This is a genomic window from Corallococcus terminator (genome assembly GCF_049194865.1).
Taxonomy (GTDB): domain Bacteria; phylum Myxococcota; class Myxococcia; order Myxococcales; family Myxococcaceae; genus Myxococcus; species Myxococcus terminator_A.
Window position 1 is genome coordinate 148,571 of record NZ_JBLZWL010000003.1, and the last position, 19,325, is coordinate 167,895.

Below are 19,325 nucleotides of genomic sequence, written 5' to 3' on the forward strand. Positions count from 1 at the left end.
GTCCTCAGCGGGCCTGGGCCTTGGTGGGGGCGGGAGTCACCGTGAGCACCGTGCGGTTCTCACGGCGCAGGTACTCGCGCGCTGTCTTCTGGATGAGCTCCGGTGACACCTTCATCAGCTCGTCCTCGAGCCGATTGATGCGCTCCGGCTCGTCGAAGAAGAGCGCGAAGGAGGCCAACAGGTCCGCGCGGCCGAAGCCGAGGAACGCCTCCACGTGCTCGTACAGCCGTGAGCGCGCCTTCACCCGCGCCCGCGCCAGCGTCGCCGCGTCGATGGGCGTGTCCTGGAGGCGCGTCACCACGCCGTCGAACTCCTTGAGAATCGTCTCCGTCGACGTGCCCGCGTCATGGAACAGATAGGCGGTCCACTGCATGGGGCCGTTGTAGTTCCACTGGTTGCCCAGCTCGTTCACCCCACCCTGCAGCTCACCGGTGAGGCCCTTCTTCTGCACGAGCTGCTGGTAGAGCGCGCTGTCGTTGCCCTTGAGCAGCACCTCGTCCACCAGCGCCATGGCGTAGTACTCGGGCGTGCCCACCGCGGGCATGTGGTAGCCCACCGCGAGCGCGGGCCGCTCGGCCAGCGGGTCCTTCTTGTCGTGGCGCTTCTCCTTCTCCTGGCGCGGCTCGGAGATGTCCGGCTTCTGGGGCTGCGCCACCGTGGGCAGCGGCCCGAAGTACTTCTTCACCCAGCCCTTCACCTGCTCCGGCTCGAAGTCGCCCACCACCACCAGCACGGCGTTGCTCGGCGCGTAGTACGTCTTGAAGAACGACTGCACGTCCGCGAGCGTGGCGGCCTCCAGGTCCTTCAGGTCGCCGTAGAAGTTGTGCGCGTTGTACCAGTTGGTGTTCGCCACCTGCGGCATGTCCAGCCACGGGAAGCCGCCATAGGGCTGGTTGAGGACGTTGACCTTCACCTCGTTGGCCACCACGCCCTGCTGGTTCTTGAGGTTCTCCTGGGTCACCGACAGGCCGCTCATCCGGTCGGCCTCCGCCCAGAGCATCGTCTCCAGCGCGTTGGAGGGGACAATCTCGAAGTAGTTGGTGAAGTCGAAGCGGGTGGAGCCGTTGAGGATGCCGCCGTTCTTCTGGATGAGGCGGATGAACTCCATCTTCCCCAGGTTGCGCGAGCCCTGGAACATCATGTGCTCGAACAGGTGCGCGAAGCCGGTGCGGTTCCTCGGCTCGATGCGAAAGCCGATGTTGTAATAGACGCCAATCGCCGTCTTCGGCGCCGTGGTGTCTCGCGAGAGCACCACCTTCAAGCCGTTATCGAGCTTGAAGTAGTCCACCGGCACCTGGAGCTTCGGCGTCTCGGCGGGGGCGGGAGCCGCCACCGGAGTCGCCTCGGCGGCGGGCGGTGGCGGCGCTTCGGGCTTCTGGGCTTCATGTGAGGCCGCGCACCCGAGGAACGCGGCGGCGGTGACCGCTCCAAACACTCTTCTCATCGACCCCTCCCAGGGACCTGGCCATGCGTCGAAGGACGCCGACCCTTACGGCGAACCGCGACCCTCGATTGCGAGGACGTGCGGGTGACTTCTAGGCCACCCTGATGGGGGCCGCGCAGTAGGAGCAGACGACCTTGTCGCCTGGAAGAACATTGTCCGCGCCCAACGGCGCATCACACGAGGGACACCTGCGGGCGAAACCCTGCCCCCGCTCCAGCGCGTCCCGGTGGATGTATTCGCGCGACTCCGCGAGATAGACGAGGTCCACCTCGTGCCGGGCGATGAGCGCGGTGAGCAGCGCATCCGCCTGGTCCTCGGACACCTTGAGGTGAAGGGCCGCGTCGCTCGCGCGAAGCCGGACCTGTGCTCGGATGAAGCCACGCAGTTGCTCCCGGCGCCGGGCCATTCGGGACGGCGCCATGCCCTTCTTCCACAGGAAGACGCCCACGCCCACGAGCACGCCCGCCATCACCAGGATCAACCACCCGTGCGAGGCTTTCTTCCCTTCTTCCGGCGAAACAATTCCCACCACGCCCACCGCCAGCCCCATCAGCCCGAACGCCGCGCCAGCGACCCCCACCCACGCGACCACCATGCCCACGAACCTCGCGAGCCACTCGAGGGCGCCCGAAGCACCAGGCCCCGAGGCGGCGGGCGGCGGGGCCACGGGGGTCAGCGGGGAGGCGTGACGGCGAGGAGCGTTCATGGAGTCTCACGGGGCTGCTGGTGGGAGCCCCGCATTCTAATGGAGGCCACCACGGCCGCGGTGTCCCAAGAAAATCCGCCCCACCGTGCCCGGACACACTCCGGGCACGGTGGGGTTGTCACTCAGGGAAACTCAGCCCTGGGGCTCCTGCGGGCACGACGGGCACATGGGCGGGCAGTCCTGTGGGCACCACGTCGGCTCGCCCGCGGAGCAGATGAAGTCACCGCACGGGGGCGTGTTGGGGCAGTCGATGGGGCAGGACCACGCATGCTCACCGATGTCGCAGACACTGTTCCCACAGGAAGGGCTGCCGCAGTCGCCGGGACACGACGCGCTGGTCTCCCCGTTGTTGCAGATGGCATCGCCGCAGTAGGGCGTCGGCGTGCAGTCGGCGGGACACGACCACTGGGTCTCCCCGTTGTTGCAGATGGCATCGCCACAGAAGGGCACCGAGGAGCAGTCCTCGGGACACGTGGAGCTGCTCTCCCCGTGGGCGGTGTCACAGAAGTTGTCGCCGCAGATGTAGGCGCAGACCTCGCACGACGGCCAGCTGCCCCCGCACGGACACTGCTCCAGCCCGGCCTCCACCTGCCCCGGCTCCGCCACGCGGGAGTCGGGCGAGGACGCACCACACGCGGAGAAGAGCCCCAGCGCCAGACTTCCCACGACGACCAACAGACGAGACTTCATGGACGGCTCCTTGGAAGAGGGGAAGCCACAATAACAAACACAGACGATGTGTGATTGCGCGGGGCGTCATCGGGGCGCGCTCCGAGAGGAATCGCGCCCGGCACCCGGACACTCCGCCAGGGTCTCCCCTCACCCGGAAGCGTCTTTCGACGTTTCTTCACTCGGGCGGGGTGACAGGTCCACGTGCCGTGTGTTACCCCGAAAGACCACCTCTTTGGTGGTCAAACGGTACGTCTGGTTACCGACAGCCCCACTCCCTCCAGGGCCATGTCCGCGGAGCCATCGCGGAGGGCCCTGCCATGCCCGAAGCGAGGACCGCGTGAGCGCTACATCCAACGCGGTGCGGCCCCTGTCCCTGGGACAGCGGTACCGTGCCTACACCCACAGGAACCTGGACGAGCTGACGGCGAGGGCACGCCTGTCATCGGACGAACGGCTCGCCGTGCAGGCGGTGGCCCAGGTGCTCCCCTTTCGCGTCAACACGTACGTGGTGGACGAGCTCATCGACTGGTCCGCGGCGCCCGACGACCCCATCTACCGGCTCGTGTTTCCCCAGGCGGACATGCTCCCCGCCGCCGACGTGGCGCGCATCGTCGACCTGATGCGCTCGGGAGCGCCCAGCCTGGAGTTGGCGGGTGTGGTGCGGGATATCCGCGCGAGCCTCAATCCGCATCCCGCCGGGCAGATGCAGCTCAACGTGCCCAAGCTCGCCAACGAGGAGCCGCTGCCGGGGCTCCAGCACAAGTATCAGGAGACGGTGCTCTTCTTCCCCAAGCAAGGGCAGACGTGTCACGCCTACTGCACGTATTGCTTCCGCTGGGCGCAGTTCGTGGGGGACGCGGATTTGAAGTTCGCCTCGCGCGACATCGCCCCCATGGTCGACTACGTGCGCGAGCATCCGGAGGTCACCAACGTGTTGTTCACCGGGGGCGACCCCATGGTGATGAGCGAGGCGGTGCTGGCGCGCTACATCGAGCCGCTGCTGGAGATTGAGCACCTGGAGGCCATCCGCATCGGCACCAAGGCGCTGGCTTACTGGCCGCAGCGCTTCGTCACGGACCCGGACGCGGACGACACGCTGCGCCTGTTCGAGAAGGTGGTGGCCTCCGGCAAGAGCCTGGCCTTCATGGCGCACTTCTCCCATCCCAACGAGATGATGCCGGACATCGTGCAGGAGGCGGTGCGCCGCATCCGCTCCACGGGCGCGGTCATCCGCACCCAGGCGCCGTTGATTCGGACCATCAACGACGACGCGGCCACGTGGGAGCGCATGTGGCGCACGCACCTGCGCCACGGCATGGTGCCCTATTACATGTTCGTGGAGCGGGACACGGGGCCGCAGGACTACTTCGCCGTCCCGCTCGCCTCCGCCTACGACATCTTTCGCAACGCCTACAGACAGGTGTCGGGTCTGGCGCGGACGGTGCGCGGCCCGTCAATGTCCGCCACGCCCGGCAAGGTGTGCGTGGATGGCGTGACGGAAATCGCGGGCGAGAAGGTCTTCATGCTGCACTTCATCCAGGCCCGGGAGCCGGAGTGGGTGGGCAAGCCCTTCTTCGCGAAGTACGACGAGAAGGCGACGTGGCTGTTCGACTTGAAGCCCGCGCTGGGCGCCACGCACTTCCCCTGGGAGCTGCCGTTCAAGGCCAACAGCTGAAGGTGGACAGGGGGGACACCATGCAGGCCCCGAGGGAGTACCCAGCAGCCAGGGGTACATGCCCCCCAGCAAGAACGCAGCCACAAGCTCTCGAAATTACTGGGGAAAGAAAGGCGGAGAGGCGCACGCGGGTTGCGTTTAGGTCGATTATCGGTTGCGTCTGGGTCGAATGTTCCTTAGCTTGAACCCCGTGGAGGTTCCAACATGACGACCGCTGCGGCGCAGCTCCTGGAAGACCGTATCCGCCGGATGACGCCCGTATCAGCCCCCCCGGACCAGCAGGCCGAGGTCGTGGCGCTCTCACGCATGCTTGGCGGTGCCACCACTCAAAGAAAACTAGCCGCCCAATGCCAGCTGGTTGGCCCAACAGGCGAGCATATTGCGATTCCCGAGGCTGTGTTCTACGTCCTGGAACGTGTCGTTGAGGTGATGGCACGCGGGGATGCGATCACGGTTGTACCCGTCGGCAAGCAGCTGACGACACAGCAAGCCGCGGACTTGCTGAACGTGTCGCGGCAGTACCTCATCCGTCTGCTTGATGAGAAGAGAATCCCCTACACGAAGACGGGGAAACATCGGCGGCTACGCATCGAGGATGTCCTCAGCTTCAAGGAAAAGCAGTCCAAAGCGCGCGGGGCAGCTCTCGATGAGCTCACGCAGCTGAGTGAAGACCTGGGCGGATACGAAGAGCTGGACTAGATCGGCTCGCGAATCCGCATGATTCCTGCTCCCTTCAAAGTCGTTCTGGACGCGAACGTCCTCTACCCATTCTCGTTGCGCGACACGCTGTTACGCGCAGCGTCCGAAGGGCTCTTCCAGGTCTACTGGTCGGAAGAGATCCTTGATGAAGCACTCCGTAATCTTGTCGGGACCCGCAATATGACGGAGCAACAAGCTGAACGACTCCGGGCTGCGATGGACAGAGCCTTTCCGGAAGCGATGATCACGGGTCACGAGGACCTCATTCCCGCGATGAAGAACGATCAAAAAGATCGGCATGTCGTCGCGGTCGCAGTGAAGGCTGGAGCCCAAGTCGTTGTAACGAGCAACCTGAGAGACTTCCGCGAGCTTCCCACTGGGATAGAAGCGCAATCGCCAGACGATTTCCTTGTCCACCTCTTTGATCTCAATCCCGACGGCGTGGTCGAACTGGTGAGGGAACAGGCAAAGGCTCTACGGAACCCACCTCGCTCCTTTGAGGAGCTGCTTTAGGGTCTGGCCAAAATGGTTCCCGACTTCGCTGCGGCCGTCCGCATGCACGCGAAAACGGCCTAACCTCCCAGGATGAGGATGGCCATGCCGAGGATGAGCACGGCAATCATCCCGGACTTCAAGAGGACGTTGGCCTCGCGAAAGAAGAGCGCCGACAGGACGAAGCCCACGATGAGGCTCGTCCTGCGCAGCACGGACAGGTGCGTCACCATCGCCTCTGGCTCGGTGATGGCGACGAAGTAGATGAGCTCGGCCGCCACCCAGGAGCACCCCACCAGCGGAATGCCCCAACTCCAGGTGAGGCCCAGTCCCAGTCCGCCGTTGCGCAGCATGTACGGCACGAAGACCAGCGCGGACAGGATGCAGCGCTGGAACGCGGAGCTGGCTTGCAACTCCAGCACGGGCAGGCCCAGCCGCGAGACGAGGAACTTGTCATACACGGTGGTCGCCGCCGACAACGCGGTGGCGGACAACATCCACCACACGGAGCGGTTCTTCGCCAGCACCAGCCCCTCCTTCCGGCCGACGATGGCGAGCACGTAGTACGAACAGACGGTGAGCATCAGCCCGAGGAACTGCACGGGCGTCAGCAGCTCGCGGAACATCAGGAAGCCGCCCGCGAGCGTCCACAGCGGGCCGGAGGCGCGCACCGCTCCAGCGATGGAGATGGGCAGCTCGCGGACCGCGTAGTACGCGAGGATCCACGACGCCGTCATCGCCACGCCCTTGGGCAACAGCCACGCCTGCTCTCGCCACGTCAATCCAAACGGCTCGACGTGGATGGGCAGCGCCCCCGGAATCAGCACCGGCACCCAGCACAGCGCGCCGAAGAGGGACGACCACATGACCACGGGGATGACGCTGTTGCCCGTCATCGCCTTCTTCGTCCAGACATCGTAGAGGCCGAGCATCACGCCCGCGCCCAGGCCATACGCAATCCACATGATTGAGGTCTTCGAGGCAAAGAGGTGCCCGCCCGGGGCCACGGCTTCGCGGGGCCCCAGGTCAGGAGCACGGCGGAGCCACGACGAGGCCCCGCCGGCGAGAGAGTCTTTCCGTCAGCCTTCGAGCGAGCGGAAGGCGTCCAATGTCTGCCGCAGATGCTCCGGAGACTTCGTGCCCGTCAGCACGTAGCCGGAGAAGCGCTGCTGGAGGATGTGAGCCAATGACTCGCGCATGGACAGCCGCGCATCCCTCCCCTCCTCCTGGAGCAACTGCCCCATGGCGAAGGGCCGGTTGACCAGGACCTGGAGCCCGTGTCGGGCCGCCAGCTCGAAGGCCGGCTCCAGCGTCCGGTGGAGCAGGTTGTACGGGAACTGGAGGAAGGAATAGACGCCCGCGGCACAGGCCGCCTCCGCGCCGGCCCAATCACTCACACTGGCCCCCACCCGGGAGATGCCGAACGTCCCCGCGTATTCGAGCACGCGCAGCACCTCGGGCGAGCCCACGTTGGCCGCCGTCGCCTTGTGCACCTGGAGCAGGTCGATGTGCCCGAGCAGGCGCGCGCTCTCGTCCAGGCTCCGGCGGAGCGCGTCCGGCGAGTGGTCCGTGAAGGACGTCTGCCGCTCCGCGTCCCAGTGCTCGCCCAGCTTGGTGGCCACGAAGACGGAGCTTCGCGCGGAGCCGAGCCCCGACAGGAACGCGCCGAAGCGCTGCTCGCTCGAGCCATACGCGGGCGCGGTGTCGAAGCAGCGAACGCCCAGCTCCAGGGCGGTGTCGAGCAGCCTTCGGCCATCGGCCTCCGACGGAGGCGGCTCCGAGCGATAGCCCCACGTGCGCCCGAGCGAGAGCAGTCCGAGCCCCAGCTCCACGGGCCTCGTCCCACTCATGACTTCACCTTGGGGTGATAGAACGCCTGCGGCTTCACGTCCTCGGCGCGGAAGCCTCCATTGCCCAGGATGACCTGTCCCACGCCCAGCGCGAGGCCACGGGCCGTGCCCGAGCCCTTCAGCACCGCCGCGCGCACGTCCGGGTCCGGGTCGCTGAAGGCCGCTCCCGCCGCGAGCTGACAGCTGTCCACGGTGATGGCCCCGAGCACCTGCGTCCCGGAGCCGAGCACGCTCTCTCCGAACACGGACGCGCCGCCCAGATACCGGCCCCCGTCGCCCACGGTGATGCGCGCGCCAGCCCGGTTCGCCTTCGCCGTGAAGCCGCCCTCACCGAACTGGTTGCCGTCACCGACGACGATGCTGCCCGTCTCGGCGGCCAGCAGCGTCCCCGTGTGGAGGATGTTGCGACTGCCCAGTTGGAACTCCGCCGTGGCCGCGCAGGTGAGCGTGACACACGGATGGATGACATTGCCCTCGCCGATGCGCAGGTGCCGCGAGATGAGCACGGAGAAGGGGTCGTAGACGACGTTCCCAGTGTCCGCGAGCGCGAGCACCTCCTCGACGGTGAGCAGGCCCGCCGAGCGCCGGGGCGCATCCAGGGCCGCGAGCAGGTCAAGCCGCATGGGGGGCCTCCCGCACGACGGACGCGAGGCTCGCGTGCAGCACGTCACACGGACGCTGCGCGATGAGCCCATCCTCCAGTCGATCGTAGAGCCGCGCCGTCAGCACGTCCGTGAGGAACGGCGCCTCCGTCATCTTCCCCGGCAGGATGCAGATGTGGCCGGGCACCGGCTCGTGGATGGCGATGTTGAGCGAGCGCGCGGAGCCCGCGTCGGGCGCGAAGTCGACCTTGGTGCAGGCCACATCACTGTGTGGCCCCGCGTTGCGCCAGCCCGGCACCAGCCGCTCCAGCGCGCGGTGGAGGTTGTCCGCCCGCTCGGGCACCACGTTGTAGTCGGGGTTGGCGCACAGGAGCGCGTCCTCGTTGAGCCCGACGACGCTGTAGTCACCGTGGTGCATCATCGCCGCCTCGTGCGCGTCCACGTAGAACAGCCCGTGCCCGCCCAGGCGCGGCACCACCACCAGGTGGCTCTTCCAGTAGCGGATGGGCAGCTCCAACCCGAAGAACTGGCGGAACAAGTCCCGCGCCCCGAAGCCCGTCGAGTAGACGAACAGCCGCGACTCGATTTGGAGCGTCTCCCCGTCCGCGGTGATGACGGTGGCCTCCGAGCCACTGACGCGCTCCAGCCGCGAGCCCGTGAGGACCTCCGCGCCCCCCTGCTGCGCGGACGTGTACAGCTTGCGATACAGCATCCGCGTGTTGATGCTGACATCCGCCACTTCGAACACGGCGGACGCGCGAGACAGGTCCGCCGACGGGAAGCGCGCCTTCGCCTGTGCCTGCGTCAACGGACGGTGGATGACGCCCGCCTCCTCCCAGCGCGAGACGAGCTCCGGGAGCCGGTCCGCGTCTCGCACCAGCACGAGCGGCGGCCGGTCCGCGTCCTCCACGGCCTCCGGCGCGAAGGCGCGAATCTGCTCGTGCCCGTAGATGCACCGCCGCGCCACCTGGATGGCGGCCTGCCGGTCCTTCACGGAGCCGGCGTGATAGCTGCCCCGGTGCAGCCAGCCCTCGTTCCGCGTCGACGGGCCACTGGCCAACGTCGGCTGCTTCTCCAATAACAACAACCGCAGGCCGAGCCGCGCCAGCTTGTGGCTCGCCATCAACCCCGTCACGCCTCCGCCCACCAGCACCACGTCATACCGACGGATGTTTCGCATCACGAAGCTCTCCCCATGTCCGGTCGCACCGTCACGCACCCGCCGTGACAGAGAATTTTCACAATCGTGACTTTCACGATTAGCTCGATTTGCTACTATTGACGCTTTGCGTCTGACTTAGGAAGGACGCGGCGGGTGTGGCGCCTCGGGGGCGTGAAGCACCACTCCGGGTGGGCTCGCGCGGTGCTCCCCGAGCGACAGGCACCGAAGCAAACTGGCGAGGGGCGTTCTCCTGGAAAATCATCAGGAGGCTGCAACCGTGCGAGGGATGTTCAGGCTGCTGTGCTGTGTGGGAGTGCTGGCGGCGTGTGGTGGCCCGGAGACGGACGAGGAGCTCGAGCAGGAGAGCGACCCGGGCACGCGCCTGGCCAGCGTGAAGCTGGCGGACGGCCAGTCGGTGACGTTCTACGAGGTGCCCGACTACGGCGTCGTCACGGTGGTGAAGGGCCCGCGAGGCACGCCGATGCCGGACGCGGCGGCCTTCGACGGCATGCCCATCCCGGACATCTACCGCAAGCTGTCCGGAGGCCAGGAGCCGCCCGCCGCGCTGGTGGAGGCCGCCCGCCGCGTGCCGTCCGCCCTGGCGCAGACGTCCGTGCGCGAGGCGATGGCGCCCGAGGCCAAGGAGCAGCTGTCCCCGAGGCCCTCGGGGGACGGAGTGAGTCAGATGGCGGTGCCGGACACCGCGTGGTGGAACGCCAACTTCTGCCAGGGCCTCAACACCGAGTACGACGAAATCTGGTGCCCCCTGAATGTCTACAGCTGGGCGCATACCGGCTGGGGCCCCGTGCAGAAGTACTACCAGGCCTGTGCCACGACGGGTGAGGCCACCGGCTCGCTGTGGATGGACAAGTGGGCGAGCGGCGCGTGGCAGCGCCTGCAGACGGCCACCCTGCCCAAGTGGTGGTGGACGTGCGTGTGGGGCGTGGGCGCGGCGCAGTACCGCTCCGGCCTGGACGCGACGGCGAACGCGCTCTTCGTGGCGCGCTACCGCTACGCCATCCCCAACATCATCAACAGCGCGCCGGACTTCCCGGCCGACCGCAGCTACTCGAACTTCGCCGACAACCTCCAGGGCATCACCCACAACTACACGCACTGGTTCCAGACGCGCAACACCACCAACTTCTGGAAGGACGAGGCCACGAACGGAATCATCGCCAAGCAGCCGATGACGGCCCTCAACGAGAACCCGCCAGAGCGCTACTCCATGCCGTCCCCCTGGTACAACGCGGGCTTCCGCCACTACGGCGACCTGGTGCACGTCAATGGCTACCTCTACATCGCCATGGATGGACCGAGCCAGGGCGGCGCCGTGGGCGTCTTCAACACGAACATGCAGTACATCGGCTATGCGTCGCTGCCGAACTGGTCCGGCGGCGTGGCTTTCCTCGCTTACAACTCGCGTGACGGGCTGTTCTACGCGGCGACGAACGCCTTCGGGGCGACCTCGCTGCGCGGCTATTCGATTGCCCTGTCGGGCACCACCGTCACCGTCACCCACAAGCGCACGCTGACGCTGTCGAGCAGCATTCCCGTGGGCGCCTGGATTCAGGGCGGCAAGATTTCCGCGCGCGGCAACCTGTACATCAGCGTGGGCGGCGGCGGACAGACGTCCGGCATCTACATGGTCGACGTGGTGAACGGCTTCGTGCAGACGTACTACTACGTGCCCTACGGCTCCGCGGACGAGTTCGAGGGCCTGGACCTGTGGGATTTGGACGCGGACCAGCGCCTGGGCGCTCTGGGACAAATCCACATGCAGAAGATCAACATCGACGCGCCGGGCTTCGACGACGACTACTGGCTGTCCCACTACCGCGTCGACGACCCGAGCAAGCTGTAGTGATTTGAAACGGACCGGCGCGGCGGCGCCCCTCCCGTCGCCGCCGCTGCGTCAGTCCCCCGGGCGCGAAGAGCAGCTCGCGCCCGGGTGCTGAACGTCAGGACTACTTCACACCGACGGCGGTCCAGCTCTCCTTCACCTTCGCCACCTCGGCGGAGTCCGCGCCGTAGAGGTCCGTGGCCGCCTGGACGGTGGCGGTGCGGGCCTGGGCGAACGTGGTGCTCGGCGTCATGTAGTGGGCCAGGGCGCGGTAATAAATCTTCAGGCCCTTGTCCATGCCGATGCCGTCCTTCACCTCCAGCTTGGACGTGCGGTTCGTCCCGCCGTTGGCCAGCAGGAAGAAGGCGTTGTTGGCGATACCGCTGGAGCCGTGCACCTCCGTCTGCTTCGGGTAGTCCTTGTAGTTGTCGATGGAGTACCCGTCCTTCGTGGGGTCGTTCATGTAGCGCAGGCCGTCCGTGGCGTCGCCGTTCGTCGGCGTCCAGGCCGTCTCGCCAATCGTCCAGTTGAACTTCACGTCCGGGTTCTTCGTGGACGCGTACCACTCCACGCCAGCGCCCATGATGTCGCTCATGGCCTCGTTCAGACCACCGGACTCGCCGCGGTAGACCAGGCCGGCGGTGCGCTCGGTGAGGCCGTGGGCGATTTCATGGCCCGCGATGTCCAGCGCGGTGAGCGGACCGGAGTCCACGCCGTCGCCGTCGCCGTAGCTCATCTTCTCGCCGTCCCAGTACGCGTTGACGTAGTTCTCGCTCACGTGCACGTAGGAGACGAGCTTCTCGCCCTTGCCGTCGATGGAGTCGCGGCCAAGCACGTCCTTGAGGAAGTCGTACGTCATCGCCGCGCCGTAGTGCGCGTCCACGGCGGCCTGGTTGCGCTTCGGGTCCGTCGCCTCGCCCCAGACGTTGTTGTCGTCCTTGAAGGGCGTGGTGCCGCTGGCCTCTTCCTGGTTCTTCGCGTCGTACGTGGAGACGCCCTTGCCGCGCGTGTTGTCCTCCAGCGTGAACGTCCCGTCCGCGTTCTGCTTCGTCTTCAGGTCCACCTTGCCGCTGTAGAGCGAGGTGTCGTCCGCGGTGCCACCGGGGACGGGCGGCTTCGGGGGCTCGGTGGGAGGCTGGGTGGCCTTGGGCGAAATCGACAGGCCCCAGTTGTTGAGCTTGCCGCTGTCGCCCTTGGCGTTGTCCTTCACCGTCAGCGTCCACTCGCCCTTGGCCTTCTCGCCGGCGAAGGCGCTCAGGTCGAAGTCGCCCTTCACGTTGTCCGTGCTGCCGCCGGTGCGGTTGTGCACCACCGCGCTCTTGCCCGAGGGGCTCGTCAGCGTGACGGACAGGTCACCCTTGTAGGTGTGGCTGATGTTCAGCGACAGCTTGAGCTTGTCGACGGTGACGTCGTCAGCCACCTTCACCTTCGAGGTGACGGTGGCGTTGTCCTTGATGGCCGCGTTCGGCGTGGTGGAGACCTTCACGTCCGCGGGCGCGGCGGCGGCGGCCTTGGTGCTGCCCTTGGCGGCGGCGGTGTCACCCGTGCCGTGCGTGGCGCAGGGGCAGTTCTTGAAGCCGTCGATGGTGTTGAACTTCTCGTAGATCTTGCCGCTGTTCGCGTCGACCAGGTAGTTCATCCGGCGCGGGTTGTCGGTGCCGTTCACATTGGCGACCTCGACGCGGTACGCGGAGCGGTACTCGCCGGACGGGTCCTTGTAGATGACCCGCTCGGAGTGCGGCTGGCGGTCCGGCTTGCCCGCGAAGTCCTTCAGCGCGATGTCCAGCACCTGCGCGTTGGACAGCTGGGGCTTCTGCGTGCCCAGCCCCGCGGGAATCGTGGACTGGTCACCGGTGATGCTGCTGACCTTGCCGTCCTTGCCGAGGTGGGACACCACCTGCTCGGCGTAGACCTTCACGCCCTCGTGCTGCCGGTCCAGGCGCACGTGCGTCATCCCCAGCTCGTCGCGCTCCACGTTCTTCGGGACGAAGGAGGGGTACTGGATGCCACCCCGGAGGCCCTGCGTCGCGGGCTTGCTGGTGGCCGGCGTGAGGTGCTCCAGCGAGGTCTGGATGGCGGACTGCGCCTCCTTGCTCTCCAGCGACAGGCGGCCCACCGGCGCCGGCAGCGGCTTCAGCGTCTGCTCGGCGCGCGCCAGGTCCGACGTCTTCGCCGCGGGACCGAACCCGTCCTTGATGACGTTCGGAGCAACCTTGGAAGTCTTCGCGGAGTTCTTCGCCTGGGCCTCGGCGGAAGAAAGAGTGGGGAGGACCGTCGGCTTCGAACCATCAGTGCGGCGAATGCTCATGGGTCTCAGAACTCCGTACGAGGTGACTGAAGAGTTATCGCCACAATGTATCAGAAAGTTCCCTGGTGATTTCCACCCCACCCCCTGGGGCCATGTGTCTGAATGTTTCAGTCCGCGAGCCAGCGCGCGGAGGAGACCTTGTCTCCAAATCCCCAGGAATTGAGATTCACTTCTCGCAGTGAACCATCGCCGATGAGGTCCTGAGTCTTGCCGCTGTAGTTCGAGTCGGCATGGAGCCGCACGCGGTGTCCGGGTGGGAGGCACCAGCGCACGGAGGAGACCTTGTCGTTGAGCCCGTCGATATCGTGGAGGCGGGCCCAGTTCTTCGCGCCCTGGTCCGCGAAATCGAAGATGAAGCCCCGGTCGCTGAAGTCGGAGTCGTCGTAGAAATCGACGAAGGCGCGCGCGACGTGGGTGCCGCAGCCGTCGTTCGCCCAGATGTTCCGGAACTCCACCATCTTCACGGAGCCCGAGGGGCCGTCGTCGGCGTGCTCGGTGGCGTAGAGGATGAGCTTGCGGTCCGGGCCCACGAACGTGCCGCCGGCCGCGTCGAGGTTGCACTGCCGCGCGCCGTCGTTGCTGCAGTACAGGTGCTTCGCGGCGACGTGCTCCAGGCGCAGGTGGCCGTCCAGGTTGACCCGATAGAGGTGGGCATGGTCGTCACTGACGGGGCCCCAGCGCAGTCCGCCCAGCAGCGTGCCCACCAGGTAGAGCTGCCCGTTCTGACAGTCGGTGACGAAGTTGAGGTTCTGGAAGGGGCCCCAGGTGTCGGAGGCCAGCTCCTCGCGGGCCCACTGGTCCACGCGCGTCCAGCCGTTCGTCGGCGAGCGGAGGTCCGTGGAGGTGGAGAGGAAGACCTCGAGCACCTTCGCGTCGTACTGGCCGAGCAGGAGCAGGTAGCGCCGGTCGGACAGGCGCGTCAGTGACGCGGTGCCCGCGTTCGGGGTGGCGCCGTCGATGAGGGCGAAGGGCTCGGGCGCCAGGCCCTGGTTGAAGTCATACAGCGCGACTCGGCCAGGGCCGGAGCCCTGCTCCATGGGGAGCGCGACGATGTTGCCCACCGCCTGCATGCCACCGCCGTGGGCGTAGCCGCCGACGAGAGGGAGCGCCGACACCGCGCGGTCATCGAGGGGCGGGGCGGTGTCCTCGGGCTGGGAGATGGAGGGAGACAAGCGATTGGAGCGCAAGCGCAGCCCCTCGCCGTTGCGGGAGGGCAGGTGCACGACGTGGCCCACGTTGCCGTTGACGTTGTCGTCGCGCTTGGACACGACGAGGTACCGTCCGGAGCCAAGTGACAGGCGTTGAATCCCCTGCCAGTGATTGCCCCCGGGATAGGCGACGTTGAAGTTGAACGGGCCGGAACGGAAGCCGAGCACCTCGCCGTGGTCCCTGAGCTCAGCGAAGCGCGCGGGCACATCGAGGACACAGAGGTTGCAGTCCGGGCTTCCCCAGACACAGGAGGTGTCTCCCTGGAGGGGGACGAGCGACGCGGACGCGGTGGTGACCACGGGCTCGGTGGACGTGGGCGCCGGGCCGCAGGCGAGGGAGAGGACCGTGGCCAGTGCGAGTGCCAACGGTGGGGAAATGGTGCGGGGATGAAAGGGCATGAAGTCCTCGGGGAAAATGATGGGGACTGCTCGGAAGCAACGGAGCGGTGCTTCAAGCGATATCCAGTGCGCTCGCCGGCTCGCTGCGGCATGCGCGCCTCAGCACGCGCTCACGGGGGTGAAGACGCAGCTTCGCGCCATCATCGACCGCTGCGCGAGCACGACGTCCTGAGCAGCGGTCGCGGGGCTCACGCGGCCCCGGATTGACGCGGAAGCAAATATGCAACCCATTGATATTACCAAGAAAATTCAGCTACTAAAGGCGGCTTTCCTTAAGGAGGGGCTTATTTAAGCGAAGGGCTCTTGGTTTAAATAAGCTCCATTCGAATGCTGGGCGCATGACAGGGCCCCTGAATGAGCCTTCAAGGCTCGGTCGGTTCGTGGAGACCGCCGTCGCCAGTGACCATCAACAGAGGGCCCACTCCTGCCAGGCGGCCATCAGGCCTCGTCGCAGCAGGGCACGCATTGCGCGAGCCTCTTTGATTTGGCCGAAGACGGGTTCCACAATCGCCTTGCGCATCCGTTACACCTCCTTGCCTCGCTTCGTCGCCAGTTTCCGGGCCATCCGCTCCTTCGGGGTGAGTCCCGTGGGCGGGCGGCCTCGGACTTCCGGTGGCGCTTCTCCATGCTTCTGGTGGCCGGTGGCGAGGTACGGCTCGACGCCCACCGACTCCAGCCAGTGGACATTCTTCGCTGAGAAGTAGCCCGCGTCCGCCCAGACCTTGTTCAAGGGCTACACCACACATCCAGCGACGGTTTCATCTGGCTCGCGAATCAGGGGGCATGGGCAGGAGAGTCCCTGGCAAGCCTGGGTCTCCGCTCTCCCGGGTCAGGGAGGACATGAGCGAAACCACACAACGCGCGCCACAAGCCCTTGCAACAGCAATCACTCACAACCCACACTGACGTGGCTCGTCATGACAGGGGGCGGCTGGACGACCGTGCGCCCGACGCTGCGGTGTATTCCGAAGTCATGAATCAGACACAGCACCGTGCTGCCCCCTCCCCGACCACGAGCGAGCAGTCCTGACCCGAAATCAAGGAGCAACAAAACATGTGCACTGGCATTGTCCTGACCGCGAAGGATGAAAGTGTCATTTACGGCCGCACCATGGAGTGGGCATCGTTCGATCTCGTTTCACGGTTGGCCGTGGTCCCGCCCGGCACGGCTTTCCAGGGCTCCACACCCAATCCCAAGCAGACCGGCATCAGTTGGAGTTCGAAACTCGCATTCGTCGGCATCGACGCGCTGGAGAAGCAGATCTTCACCGATGGATTGAACGAGGCCGGCCTGGCCTGCGGATTCTTCTACCACCCCGGGTTCGCCTCGTACGAAACCTATGATCCGAACAAGGCGCATGTCACATTGTCGGCGGGAGAGTTGGTCCAGTACATCCTCGGCAATTTCTCGGCGCTCAAGGAAGTGCGCGAGGCGCTGCCGAAGCTCCATGTGCCCCCCGTGGTCGAGCACGCCATCAAGATGGCTCCGCCCGGCCATCTCATGATTGTGGAGGCAAGCGGCAAAGCGATCGTCGTCGAATTCCTCAACGGCAAGATGCACTTCTTTGACGCACCCCTCCGGGTCATCACCAACGCCCCGGAATATTCGTGGCACATGACCAACCTGCGAAACTACGTCAACCTCTCCCCGGTGTCCTTGCCCGAAGGCGAGCTTGAGGGCATCAACTTCGCCCCCCTGGGGGTGGGCAGCGGGATGATTGGTCTGCCTGGTGATTACACGCCTCCTTCGCGTTTTGTGCGCGCGGTCGCGTTCAGCCAGACTGCGCGGGCCACGCGGGACGCAGAGGAGACCGTCTACGAACTCCTTCGGATCCTGGATGGCTTCAACCTCCCTCTGGCGCCGGGAGAGGGCTATCAAGGCACCGGCGAGCGGACGGCGCACGATCTTCGTAGCTCGACCCAGTGGACGACGGCGTCCGACACGCGCAATCTCATTTTCTATTTCCACACCCAGGACAATCGTCGGGTTCGCAAGATCTCGCTGAAGGATGTCGACTTCAACGCGCTCGACAAGAAGATCCTCTACGTCCCCCTCGACACCCGAAAAGCGCAAGACATCGAGGATCGAACGCCGCGACGCCAACCCAGAGCCGTTTGACGCGATCTCCGAGGTTTTGTCTCCTCGGGGCATGAGCGAAGGACTCCCCCACGCCGGAGAAGCAGGTCCGCCGGGCGTCGGACGTAGCTGCCATGGACCGCGTGCCCTCCATACGCGCCCCGAGGACGACACCCTCCGCGCTACCGTGAGCCACCCAGTCCACCCGACACCCAGGAAGTGGGTACAGCGTTTCCATTCCCAGGGTGTATTCGCCCCGCTGGCGGCTTGCCGCGTCTGCCTAAGCGAGCCCCGTGACTCCGACCCCGAGTCACGGGGCTCGCTCAGGCGCTCGCTACCACTGCGCGGGGTCTGCGTCGGCGAAGGTCGTGCCCACGCCAATCTCGTCGAACCAGATGCTCCGCGTCCCCTGGCTGCCCTGCATGTACCCGTTGTCGTACCAGCCATTGGCATACAGCCCGACGCGGAACTGGAAGTAGCGGTCGTCCGCTATCGTCGTGTTCAGGCCGTACTGCTCCAGGACCTTCGTCCCGTCGAACCACATCTTGTAGAAGCCCGTCCCGTCCGTCGCCCACTTCGCCTGAATCACAATCTTGTGCCACTCCCCCGCCGTCACCGTGGCCAGGTTGCCGAACGTCACCGTCTTCTGACTGCAGATGGTGCCCTGCTTCACCCGCGTGAAGAGCTGGTTGCCCGAAAGCCACACCATGCTCGACGGCATGTAGTCGTCACAGCCCGTGTCGGAGAAGTCCGCGATGAACTGCGCGATGTTGTACGACTGCGGCTGGAACTGCCAATCCGCCTGCAGCCGGAACGCGAAGCCGTAGAAGCCCGTGTCCCCTCGGCGGTACACGTTGCTGCGCATCACCTCCGAGTGGTACCGGCCGCCGTAGGCCGCGTCGTAGATCTGCGTCATCTTCAGGGCCGTCGGGCCCTCGTAGGTGACGTTCGTCACCTCGTTCACCGAACCTCGGTGCTCCCGGCTGATGGAGTTCCAGCCAGCCAACGTGCCCGTGTTGTTGAAGAGCGACGCCGCCTCGGCGACCAGCCCAAACGCCAACAACGTGGCACCTGCGACGACACCCAGATTCTTGGTTTTCATTGTGCTCGGGGGTGAGGGGTTCGGGGCCTGAGCCCCGCTCGGCCCCAAAGTCCTCTTAACCAGTAAAACGCGACAGTGCATGCCCAGGTGAAGGGGACGTCATCTTTCGAGCGCTCGGACGCGCGGAAGCGGCGAGGGCCCACCGGGAGGCTGCATCAATCCAGGCCAGGTGGTGGTTTCGCCGGTGCGCCGAGCAGGGGGACGAGGTGCCGCTGGGTGGTGGGACACCGGGTGCGCGCGTCTTGGGAGGGGCGGAGCGGAGAGGCGCGCACTATGGTGAGGAGCGATGAGTGAATCGGGCAGTCAGGCGGCAGCGAAGCTGGTCATCGAGGTGAAGGACCTCCACAAGTCCTTCGGCGACAACGCGGCGCTGCGCGGGGCGAACCTCGTCGTGCCCGAGGGCACCACCTGCGTGCTGATGGGCGTGTCCGGCTCCGGCAAGTCCGTGCTGATGAAGCACGTCATGGGGCTGATGACGCCGGACAGCGGCTCGGTGAAGGTCAACGGCGAGGAGGTGTCGGAGCTGAGCGAGAAGGCGCTGGACCAGATGCGCCGTCAGCAGGGCATCCTGTTCCAGGCCAACGCCCTGTTCGACTCGCTCAACGTCTACGACAACGTGGCCTTCCCGCTGCGCCAGCGCACCCGCATGTCCGAGGAGGAGATTCGCCAGACGGTGGACAAGACGCTCGCCAGCGTGGGGCTGTCCCACGCGTCGACGCGTTTCCCGGGCGAGCTGTCCGGCGGCATGCAGAAGCGCGTGGGCTTCGCGCGCGCCGCCATCCTCCAGCCAAAAATCCTCCTCTACGACGACCCCACGGCCGGGTTGGACCCGCTCACCACGGCCTCCGTCAACGAAATCATCTTCACCGGCAAGCAGCAGCTCGGCGCCACGTCGCTGGTGATTACGCCCGACGTCGCCTCCGCCTTCGGCATGGCGGACCACATGGCGCTGATGCACGAGGGCCGCGTCGTCGAGTATGGCCCGCCCGACGCCTTCCGCGAATCCCAGCACCCCGCAGTGAAGGCCTTCCTCAACAACTACCTCCGACGCCGCTCCCAGCGCGGACGCACCGCCGGGAGCTGAGG

General features: G+C 66.2%; 17 protein-coding genes. 6 read left to right on the forward strand and 11 right to left on the reverse strand.

What is annotated here, in order from left to right; translation table 11 throughout:
* Positions 1-4 precede the first annotated feature (4 nt).
* The 3 genes from ACN469_RS04685 to ACN469_RS04695 all read right to left on the reverse strand — a co-directional run bounded on the left by ACN469_RS04685 (position 5) and on the right by ACN469_RS04695 (position 2,840).
* Entirely contained in the window at positions 5-1,444 is a 1,440-nt protein-coding gene (locus ACN469_RS04685) for a M16 family metallopeptidase (protein WP_498764542.1), read from the reverse strand.
* A gap of 91 nt (positions 1,445-1,535) precedes the next feature.
* Positions 1,536-2,150 (reverse strand): hypothetical protein, encoded by a 615-nt coding sequence (locus tag ACN469_RS04690; RefSeq protein WP_498764544.1) that lies wholly within the window; start codon positions 2,148-2,150, stop codon positions 1,536-1,538.
* A gap of 132 nt (positions 2,151-2,282) precedes the next feature.
* Positions 2,283-2,840 (reverse strand): tenascin-X, encoded by a 558-nt coding sequence (locus ACN469_RS04695; protein WP_498764546.1) that lies wholly within the window; start codon positions 2,838-2,840, stop codon positions 2,283-2,285.
* 319 nt (positions 2,841-3,159) lie between these two features.
* Between ACN469_RS04695 and ACN469_RS04700 the strand changes: the two genes are divergently transcribed.
* From ACN469_RS04700 to ACN469_RS04710, 3 genes are all read left to right on the forward strand, one after another.
* A complete protein-coding gene (locus ACN469_RS04700; RefSeq protein ID WP_498764548.1) occupies positions 3,160-4,497 on the forward strand; it encodes a KamA family radical SAM protein in 1,338 nt (445 codons plus the stop codon).
* 204 nt (positions 4,498-4,701) lie between these two features.
* Complete coding sequence (locus ACN469_RS04705; RefSeq protein ID WP_498764549.1) at positions 4,702-5,196, forward strand: helix-turn-helix domain-containing protein; 495 nt, start codon at positions 4,702-4,704, stop codon at positions 5,194-5,196.
* Positions 5,197-5,214: 18 nt separating this feature from the next.
* Entirely contained in the window at positions 5,215-5,709 is a 495-nt protein-coding gene (locus tag ACN469_RS04710; protein ID WP_498764551.1) for a PIN domain-containing protein, read from the forward strand.
* A 59-nt stretch (positions 5,710-5,768) separates the two neighbouring features.
* On the opposite strand, the gene ACN469_RS04715 is transcribed toward ACN469_RS04710, so the two are convergent.
* The 4 genes from ACN469_RS04715 to ACN469_RS04730 all read right to left on the reverse strand — a co-directional run bounded on the left by ACN469_RS04715 (position 5,769) and on the right by ACN469_RS04730 (position 9,320).
* On the reverse strand, positions 5,769-6,653 hold the full coding sequence (locus tag ACN469_RS04715) for an EamA family transporter (protein ID WP_498764553.1): 885 nt from the start codon (positions 6,651-6,653) through the stop codon (positions 5,769-5,771).
* 114 nt (positions 6,654-6,767) lie between these two features.
* Positions 6,768-7,538, reverse strand: coding sequence for an aldo/keto reductase (locus ACN469_RS04720; RefSeq protein ID WP_498764555.1), 771 nt, complete (start codon positions 7,536-7,538; stop codon positions 6,768-6,770).
* A complete protein-coding gene (locus tag ACN469_RS04725) occupies positions 7,535-8,161 on the reverse strand; it encodes an LbetaH domain-containing protein (protein ID WP_498764557.1) in 627 nt (208 codons plus the stop codon). Before ACN469_RS04725 ends, ACN469_RS04720 begins: the two co-directional genes overlap by 4 nt.
* Positions 8,151-9,320, reverse strand: coding sequence for an NAD(P)/FAD-dependent oxidoreductase (locus ACN469_RS04730; RefSeq protein ID WP_498764671.1), 1,170 nt, complete (start codon positions 9,318-9,320; stop codon positions 8,151-8,153). The genes ACN469_RS04725 and ACN469_RS04730 overlap by 11 nt, the downstream gene beginning before the upstream one ends.
* Positions 9,321-9,579: 259 nt before the next feature.
* Here ACN469_RS04730 and ACN469_RS04735 point away from each other — a divergent pair, with 259 nt between their 5' ends.
* Positions 9,580-11,166: a hypothetical protein gene (locus ACN469_RS04735; RefSeq protein ID WP_498764559.1), complete on the forward strand. Its 1,587-nt coding sequence runs from the start codon at positions 9,580-9,582 to the stop codon at positions 11,164-11,166.
* 103 nt (positions 11,167-11,269) lie between these two features.
* Here ACN469_RS04735 and ACN469_RS04740 read toward each other — a convergent pair whose 3' ends face one another.
* From ACN469_RS04740 to ACN469_RS04750, 3 genes are all read right to left on the reverse strand, one after another.
* Positions 11,270-13,453, reverse strand: coding sequence for a M4 family metallopeptidase (locus ACN469_RS04740; protein ID WP_498764561.1), 2,184 nt, complete (start codon positions 13,451-13,453; stop codon positions 11,270-11,272).
* 107 nt (positions 13,454-13,560) lie between these two features.
* Positions 13,561-15,060 (reverse strand): hypothetical protein, encoded by a 1,500-nt coding sequence (locus ACN469_RS04745; protein WP_498764563.1) that lies wholly within the window; start codon positions 15,058-15,060, stop codon positions 13,561-13,563.
* Positions 15,061-15,583: 523 nt separating this feature from the next.
* Positions 15,584-15,790, reverse strand: a complete 207-nt coding sequence (locus ACN469_RS04750; protein WP_498764565.1) for a hypothetical protein — start codon at positions 15,788-15,790, stop codon at positions 15,584-15,586.
* A gap of 324 nt (positions 15,791-16,114) precedes the next feature.
* On the opposite strand from ACN469_RS04750, the gene ACN469_RS04755 reads away from it, so the two are divergent.
* Positions 16,115-17,179 carry a linear amide C-N hydrolase gene (locus ACN469_RS04755; RefSeq protein WP_498764567.1) on the forward strand — a complete coding sequence of 355 codons (1,065 nt, stop codon included), beginning with the start codon at positions 16,115-16,117 and terminating at the stop codon, positions 17,177-17,179.
* 292 nt (positions 17,180-17,471) lie between these two features.
* On the opposite strand, the gene ACN469_RS04760 is transcribed toward ACN469_RS04755, so the two are convergent.
* Positions 17,472-18,239, reverse strand: a complete 768-nt coding sequence (locus ACN469_RS04760; RefSeq protein ID WP_498764569.1) for a polysaccharide lyase family 20 protein — start codon at positions 18,237-18,239, stop codon at positions 17,472-17,474.
* A 286-nt stretch (positions 18,240-18,525) separates the two neighbouring features.
* Between ACN469_RS04760 and ACN469_RS04765 the strand changes: the two genes are divergently transcribed.
* Positions 18,526-19,323: an ABC transporter ATP-binding protein gene (locus ACN469_RS04765; RefSeq protein WP_498764571.1), complete on the forward strand. Its 798-nt coding sequence runs from the start codon at positions 18,526-18,528 to the stop codon at positions 19,321-19,323.
* Positions 19,324-19,325 lie beyond the last annotated feature (2 nt).

Bases quoted from the DNA above. Each gene is read 5' to 3' on its own strand.
- ACN469_RS04685 (WP_498764542.1), bottom strand. From the start codon at position 1,444: ATGAGAAGAGTGTTTGGAGCGGTCACCGCCGCCGCGTTCCTCGGGTGC.
- ACN469_RS04690 (WP_498764544.1), bottom strand. From the start codon at position 2,150: ATGAACGCTCCTCGCCGTCACGCCTCCCCGCTGACCCCCGTGGCCCCG.
- ACN469_RS04695 (WP_498764546.1), bottom strand. From the start codon at position 2,840: ATGAAGTCTCGTCTGTTGGTCGTCGTGGGAAGTCTGGCGCTGGGGCTC.
- ACN469_RS04705 (WP_498764549.1), top strand. From the start codon at position 4,702: ATGACGACCGCTGCGGCGCAGCTCCTGGAAGACCGTATCCGCCGGATG.
- ACN469_RS04710 (WP_498764551.1), top strand. From the start codon at position 5,215: ATGATTCCTGCTCCCTTCAAAGTCGTTCTGGACGCGAACGTCCTCTAC.
- ACN469_RS04715 (WP_498764553.1), bottom strand. From the start codon at position 6,653: ATGTGGATTGCGTATGGCCTGGGCGCGGGCGTGATGCTCGGCCTCTAC.
- ACN469_RS04720 (WP_498764555.1), bottom strand. From the start codon at position 7,538: ATGAGTGGGACGAGGCCCGTGGAGCTGGGGCTCGGACTGCTCTCGCTC.
- ACN469_RS04725 (WP_498764557.1), bottom strand. From the start codon at position 8,161: ATGCGGCTTGACCTGCTCGCGGCCCTGGATGCGCCCCGGCGCTCGGCG.
- ACN469_RS04730 (WP_498764671.1), bottom strand. From the start codon at position 9,320: ATGCGAAACATCCGTCGGTATGACGTGGTGCTGGTGGGCGGAGGCGTG.
- ACN469_RS04740 (WP_498764561.1), bottom strand. From the start codon at position 13,453: ATGAGCATTCGCCGCACTGATGGTTCGAAGCCGACGGTCCTCCCCACT.
- ACN469_RS04745 (WP_498764563.1), bottom strand. From the start codon at position 15,060: ATGCCCTTTCATCCCCGCACCATTTCCCCACCGTTGGCACTCGCACTG.
- ACN469_RS04755 (WP_498764567.1), top strand. From the start codon at position 16,115: ATGTGCACTGGCATTGTCCTGACCGCGAAGGATGAAAGTGTCATTTAC.
- ACN469_RS04760 (WP_498764569.1), bottom strand. From the start codon at position 18,239: ATGAAAACCAAGAATCTGGGTGTCGTCGCAGGTGCCACGTTGTTGGCG.
- ACN469_RS04765 (WP_498764571.1), top strand. From the start codon at position 18,526: ATGAGTGAATCGGGCAGTCAGGCGGCAGCGAAGCTGGTCATCGAGGTG.